Genomic DNA, 6,437 nt, shown 5'->3' on the forward strand with positions numbered 1-6,437 from the left:
ACGGCGCCGCCCTCGCCAAGGGCCGGATGCCCTGGCACAAGCTGGTGCCCTGGTTCATCGACGGCTTCCTGCTGCTGGCCGTGCTACGCTCCTTCGGGCTGCTGCCCGAGGCGGTGCTGGCCCCGGCCGCGACGGCGGCGACCGCGCTGACCGTGATCTCGATGGCCGCGCTCGGCCTCAGCACCGACCTGGGCAGCGTCGCCAAGGCCGGCGGCCGCGTGACCGCCGCCGTCACCCTGTCGCTGCTGGTGCTGGGCGCGATCAGCTTCGGCCTGATCCGACTGCTCGGGATCGTTTGAGGCCAAACCACCACCGCTCACCGTCATTCCCGCGCAAGCGGGAATCTCTTTCCGATCAGAGCGTCACGAAATCTCCGCTCTCGCGGGGATGACGATTTTTCTGGGCTTCGGGACCTCAGAAGATCGATGCCCCGGCATCGGCCCGGCCGGCGGCGTGGCGGAAGGCGGCGAAGAGCTCGCGGCCGACGCCGACATGCGACGGGGCGAGATCGGCCGTCGCATCTTCCCGCGCGGCCCATTCCTCGGCGTCGATGTCGCGGATCTCGAGCCGCCCGGTCACCGCGTCCAGCCGCAGGATGTCGCCGTCGCGCAGCTTGGCGATCGGGCCGCCGACCGCGGCCTCCGGCGTCACATGGATCGCCGCCGGCACCTTGCCCGAGGCGCCGGACAGGCGGCCATCGGTGACCAACGCCACCTTGCGGCCACGGTCCTGCAGCGCGCCGAGCGGCGGCATCAGCTTGTGCAGCTCGGGCATCCCGTTGGCCTTCGGGCCCTGGAACCGCACCACGGCGATGAAGTCGTGGTCCAGCGCCCCGGCGCGGAAGGCGGCCTGCAGTTCCTCCTGCGAATGGAAGATCTTCGCCGGCGCCTCGATCACATGCCGCTCCGGCGCCACCGCCGAGGTCTTGATCACCGCACGGCCCAGATCGCCGTCCAGCACTCGCAGCCCGCCGGTGGCCTGGAACGGCTCGGCCGCGCCGCGCAGCACCGTGGTGTCGCCGCTGGCCGTCGCCGCCTCGCGCCACACCACCTCGCCCTTCTCGTCCAGGCCGGGCTCGACCAAATAGCGGTCCAGCCCGCCGCCCCAGATGGTGGCGACGTCGCCGTGCAATAACCCGCCGCCGAGCAGTTCGCGGATCAGGAAGCCGGTGCCGCCGGCGGCGTGGAAATGGTTCACATCGGCCTTGCCGTTCGGATAGACGCGGCAGAGCAGCGGCACGGCCTCCGCCAAGTCGGAGAAATCGTCCCAGGTCAGGGTGATGCCGGCCGCCGCAGCCATAGCGATCAGGTGCATGGTGTGGTTGGTCGACCCGCCAGTGGCGTGCAGCGCCACGACGCCGTTGACCACTGCGCGCTCATCCATCAGCCGGCCGACCGGCATGAACTCGTTGCCCAGCGCCGTGATCGCCAGCGCCCGCTTCGCCGCCTCCAGCGTCAGGGCGTCGCGCAGCGGCGTGTTCGGGTTGACGAAGGAGGAGCCCGGCAGGTGCAGGCCCATCACCTCCATCAGCATCTGGTTGGTGTTGGCGGTGCCGTAGAAGGTGCAGGTGCCCGGCCCGTGATAGGACTTCGCCTCGGCCTCCAAGAGCGCGTCGCGGCCGACCTTGCCCTCGGCATAGAGCTGCCGGGCCTTGGCCTTCTCGTCATTGGGCAGGCCGGACGGCATCGGCCCGGCCGGGATGAACACCGCCGGCAGATGGCCGAAGGACAGGGCGCCGATCACCAGGCCCGGCACGATCTTGTCGCAGACGCCGAGGAACACGGCAGCGTCGAACATCTGGTGCGACAGGGCGACCGCGGTGGAGAGGGCGATGACGTCGCGCGAGAACAGCGACAGCTCCATCCCCGCCTCGCCCTGGGTGACGCCGTCGCACATCGCCGGCACGCCGCCCGCCACCTGCGCCGTGCCGCCGACCGCGCGCGCCGCCTGGCGGATCAGGTCCGGATAGCGCTCGAAGGGCTGATGCGCCGACAGCATGTCGTTGTAGGAGGTGACGATGGCCAGGTTCGGCCCCTCGCCCTCGCGCAGCGCGCCCTTGTCGATGCCGCAGGCGGCGAAGCCATGCGCGAAGTTGGCGCAGCCCAGGCGCCGGCGGGCCGGCCCCTGCTCCGCCGCGGCGGCGATGCGGTCGAGATAGGCCGACCGGGCGTCATGGCTGCGCCGCGCGATCCGCTCGGTCACCTCGGCAATGCGGGCTTGCACCATCGGGCTGGCTCCTTGGCTCACTGTCTCGCCCCGACCGGGCCAGACAGCATTCTCCGACCCGATCATGCATCATGATCAATACGTTATCGTACTTATTTGAAGTTTCTTGTTAGCTCCGGACGCAATGCGTCACGGGCACCAGAAGATCTCGACCGGACGGCGGGTCAGCACGGCGCGGATCGGCATCGCCTCCGCCGGGCCGCTGACCAGGGCCGCTTCCAGCACGCGCTGCTTCCCTGTCCCTTCGATATGAAGGCACAGAGTGTCGGCCGCCAGCAAGACCGGCAGCGTCAGGGTGATGCGCGGCTCGCCCGCCGCCGGCGCCCGCATGGTCTCCAAGAGCTGCCCCGGGGCCGGGTCCAGCGCCTGGGCCAGCCGGTCGCCGCCGGGAAAGAAGGAGGCGGTGTGGCCGTCATCGCCCATGCCCAGGATCGCCACCGCGAAGGGAAGCGGCAGGGCGGCGATGCTGGCCGTCACCTGCGCCATCCCATCCTCGGGCGTCGGTGCGTCGATGTGCAGCGGCACGAAATTCGCCGCCGCGGCCGGCCCCTGCAGCAGGTGCTGCCGGACCAGCGCGGCGTTGGAGCGGTCCGAATCCTCGCCCACCCAGCGCTCATCGACCAGGGTGACGTCGACCCGCGCCCAGTCGACCGGCTTCCGCGACAGCGCCTCGAAGAACCGGGTCGGGGTGCGCCCGCCGGAGACGGCGAGCGCGGCCCGGTCGGAGCGCGCCAGCCGTGCCGTCAGCGCGTCGACGACATGCCCGGCGAGGGCATCGGCGAGCGCCTCCTTGGTCGGGAAGTCGTGACGCGCAATGGCCATGGCTCAGTCCTCGTCCTCGTGCCAGGTGCGGCCGTCGCGCTCGATCAGGGCGATCGCGGCGGACGGGCCCCAGGTGCCGGCGGTGTAAGGCTTCGGCGGCTCCTTCGACGCCTTCCAGGCCTCGATGATCGGGTCAACCCAGGTCCAGGCCTGCTCGACCACGTCGCGCCGCATGAACAGGCTCTGGTTGCCGCGGACGACATCCATCACCAGCCGCTCATAGGCGTCCGGGTTGCGCACGTTGAAGGCCTTGGCAAAGCTCATGTCCAGCGGCACGTGCTGCAGCCGCATGCCGCCCGGGCCCGGATCCTTGATCATCAGCCAAAGCTTCACGCCCTCGTCGGGCTGCAGCCGGATGACGAGGTGGTTCTGCGAGATCAGGCCTGCCGACTCGTCGAACACCGAATGCGGGATGGCGCGGAAGGTGACGACGATCTCCGACATCCGCGCCGCCAACCGCTTGCCGGTGCGCAGATAGAACGGGACGTTGGCCCAGCGCCAGTTGTCGATCTGCGCCTTCAGCGCGACGAAGGTCTCGGTGTGGCTGGTGCTGTCGCCGAGCTCGTCGAGATAGCCCGGCACCGCGCCGCCGGCCGAGGCGCCGGCGCGGTACTGGCCGCGCACGGTCATGGTGTTGACCATGCCGTCGGTGATCGGCTTCAGCGCCTTCAGCACCTTCAGCTTCTCGTCGCTCAGCGCCGAGGCCTCCATCGAGGTCGGCGGCTCCATGGCGACGAGGCAGAGCAGCTGCAGGATGTGGTTCTGCACCATGTCGCGCAGCGCGCCGGCGCCGTCATAGTAGCCGGCGCGGCCCTCGACCCCCAGGCTCTCGGCCACGGTGATCTGCACATGGTCGATGTGGGAGGAATTCCACAGCGGCTCGAACAGGGCGTTGGCGAAGCGCAGCGCCATCAGGTTCTGCACCGTCTCCTTCCCGAGGTAGTGGTCGATGCGATAGATCGACTCCTCGGGGAAGACACGGCCGATGGCGTCGTTCAGCGCCCGGGCCGATTCCAGGTCCTTGCCGATCGGCTTCTCGACCACGACGCGGGCCCGCTCGGTCACCAGGCCATGCGCGCCCAACTGGTCGCAGATCTCCCCGAACAGGTCCGGCGAGGTGGCGAGATAGAAGATGCGGATGCGCTGAGCATCGTTGCCCAGCGCCTCGCCCAGCCCGTCCCAGCCATTGCCGGCCGAGACATCGACCGGGACATAAGACAGCCGGGCCAGGAAATCGTCCAGCACCGTGCCGCTCTGCTCCGCCGACGGCACATGCTGCAAGATCGCCTTGCGGGCGAAGTCGTGGAACTCGGCATCCGACATCGGCCGCCGCGACGTGCCGATGATCCTCGCGCCCGGCGGGACCTGCCCGGCCTTGTCGCGCTCATACAGCGCCGGCAGCAGCTTCCGCTGGGACAGGTCTCCCGTCGCGCCGAACACGACGATGTCGAATGGCTCCACGGCGATGACGCGCGCGATCATGTATCCAACCCTCGGACCAAATCGAGCCGCTGTTATCGGCGGGTCGCACCGCAAGTGCCAGCGGGAAATGCGGGCCGAGGGCCGGCCGCACGCATGCGTCGGTTGAGTCAGGCGCGGGTGCGGTGCGTTGCTTGTCCCGCGCCTGCCCAAAGGACGAGCAGATGCCTCATTTTCGGTCCCAGCCCCACACACCGTCATTGCGAGCGCAGCGAAGCAATCCATTCAGCCGCTCTTGCGGGACGATGGATTGCTTCGTCGGCTTCGCCTCCTCGCAATGACAGCGAGGAATGGGCAGGTCAGCCCCGGGTCCGCGCCGACGGGCCCTTGGCCGGTCCCCTGCCCTTGCCGGTGCCGCCGGCCGGCTTGGCCTTGGCCGATGCGGCGCGCTTCGCCGGGGCCGCACGCTTCGCCGGCGCGGCCTTGCCGTTGCCGGCCGGCTGCGCCTTGGCAGGCCTCTTCGGCTTTGCCGCCGGCTTCGCAGCCTTCGTCGGCGTCTCCGCCTTCGCTGCCGGCTTCGGCCCGACCGTGTAGGTCACCTCGCCCTTGTCGGCACGGAAGACGACGCGGTCGCCCTCCTTCACCTCGCCCTTCAGCATGGCCTTGGCCAGCCGGGTCTCGACCAGCTGCCGGATCTGGCGCCGCAGCTCGCGGGCGCCGTATTCCGGCTGGTAGCCCTCGGCCGCCAGCAGCTCGACCAGCGAGTCATCCGCCACCAGGTCGATGTCCTGCCCGCGCGCCGTGGCGATCACGCCGTCCAGCTGCAGCCGGACGATCTGCTTGATCTGGTCGTCGGTCAGCGCGTGGAAGATGATGATCTCGTCGATCCGGTTCAGGAACTCCGGCCGGAAATGCTGGCGCAGCACGCCCATGACGTCGCCCTGGACGCCGCTGCCGGTGGCGTTGAAGCCGATCCGGGTCTGCCGCCCCATGATGATGTCGGAGGCGAGGTTCGAGGTGGCGATGATCAGCGTGTTGCTGAAATCCACCACCCGGCCCTTGCCGTCGGTCAGGCGGCCGTCGTCGAACACCTGCAGCAGCACGTTGTAGACGTCCGGATGGGCCTTCTCGATCTCGTCCAGCAGGATCACGCTGTAGGGCCGGCGGCGCACCCGCTCGGTCAGCTGGCCGCCTTCGTCGTAGCCGACATAGCCCGGAGGCGCGCCGATCAGCCGGGACACGGCATGGCGCTCCATATACTCGCTCATGTCGACGCGGATGATCGCGTCCTCGTCGCCGAACACCACCTCGGCCAGGGCCTTGGCCAGCTCGGTCTTGCCGACGCCGGTCGGGCCCAGGAACAGGAAGTTGGCGATCGGCCGGTGGCCGTGCTGCAGCCCGGCGCGCGACAGGCGGACGGCGTCGCTGACCGCGCGGATCGCCTCCTCCTGCCCGATCACCCTCCGATGCAGCCGCTCCTCCATCTGCAGCAGCTTGGCCTTCTCCTCGGCGGTCAGCTCGGTGACCGGGATGCCGGTCAGCTTCGACACGATCTCGGCGATATGTTCGACCGTGACCTCGGCGGTGCTGGACCCGATGCGGTGCTTCCACTCATCGGTCAGCTCGGCCAGGGTCTTCTCCTTCTCGGCGAGCTGCTCCTCGAAGGCCTTGGCCCGGTCGTAGCGCTTGCGCGAATTGGCGTAGGCGTGCTCGCGCTTCAGCTGCGCCACCTCGGATTCCAGCTCCTGGATCTCGGCCGGGCGAGAGGTGATCGACAGGTGCACCCGGGCGGCCGCCTGGTCGATCAGGTCGATCGCCTTGTCCGGCAGGAAGCGGCCGGAGATGTAGCGGTCGGACAGCTCCGCCGCGGCGGTGAAGGCCTGGTCCTGGATCGTCACCTGGTGATGGCCCTCCAGCCGGTCGCGCAGGCCGCGCAGGATGTTGACCGTCTGCTCCACCGTCGCCGAAAG

5 protein-coding genes are annotated in these 6,437 nt (G+C 69.6%); 1 reads left to right on the forward strand and 4 read right to left on the reverse strand.

The window, feature by feature from the left end; genetic code table 11:
- Positions 1 to 299 (forward strand): putative sulfate exporter family transporter (locus ABDW35_RS29565; protein ID WP_343717431.1); only part of this gene is annotated, 299 nt, incomplete at its 5' end.
- 115 nt (positions 300 to 414) lie between these two features.
- Here the strand turns inward: ABDW35_RS29565 and edd are convergent.
- The 4 genes from edd to ABDW35_RS29585 form a co-directional block, all read right to left on the reverse strand.
- Positions 415 to 2,223: a phosphogluconate dehydratase gene (edd, locus tag ABDW35_RS29570; protein WP_343717435.1), complete on the reverse strand. Its 1,809-nt coding sequence runs from the start codon at positions 2,221 to 2,223 to the stop codon at positions 415 to 417.
- Positions 2,224 to 2,355: 132 nt separating this feature from the next.
- Positions 2,356 to 3,048: a 6-phosphogluconolactonase gene (gene pgl, locus ABDW35_RS29575; RefSeq protein WP_343717432.1), complete on the reverse strand. Its 693-nt coding sequence runs from the start codon at positions 3,046 to 3,048 to the stop codon at positions 2,356 to 2,358.
- 3 nt (positions 3,049 to 3,051) lie between these two features.
- Positions 3,052 to 4,530 carry a glucose-6-phosphate dehydrogenase gene (gene zwf / locus ABDW35_RS29580; RefSeq protein WP_343717433.1) on the reverse strand — a complete coding sequence of 493 codons (1,479 nt, stop codon included), beginning with the start codon at positions 4,528 to 4,530 and terminating at the stop codon, positions 3,052 to 3,054.
- 296 nt (positions 4,531 to 4,826) lie between these two features.
- Positions 4,827 to 6,437 (reverse strand): ATP-dependent Clp protease ATP-binding subunit (locus ABDW35_RS29585; protein ID WP_343717434.1); only part of this gene is annotated, 1,611 nt, incomplete at its 5' end.

The sequence above is a fragment of the Inquilinus sp. genome, assembly GCF_039594555.1.
In the GTDB taxonomy this organism is placed as follows: domain Bacteria; phylum Pseudomonadota; class Alphaproteobacteria; order DSM-16000; family Inquilinaceae; genus Inquilinus.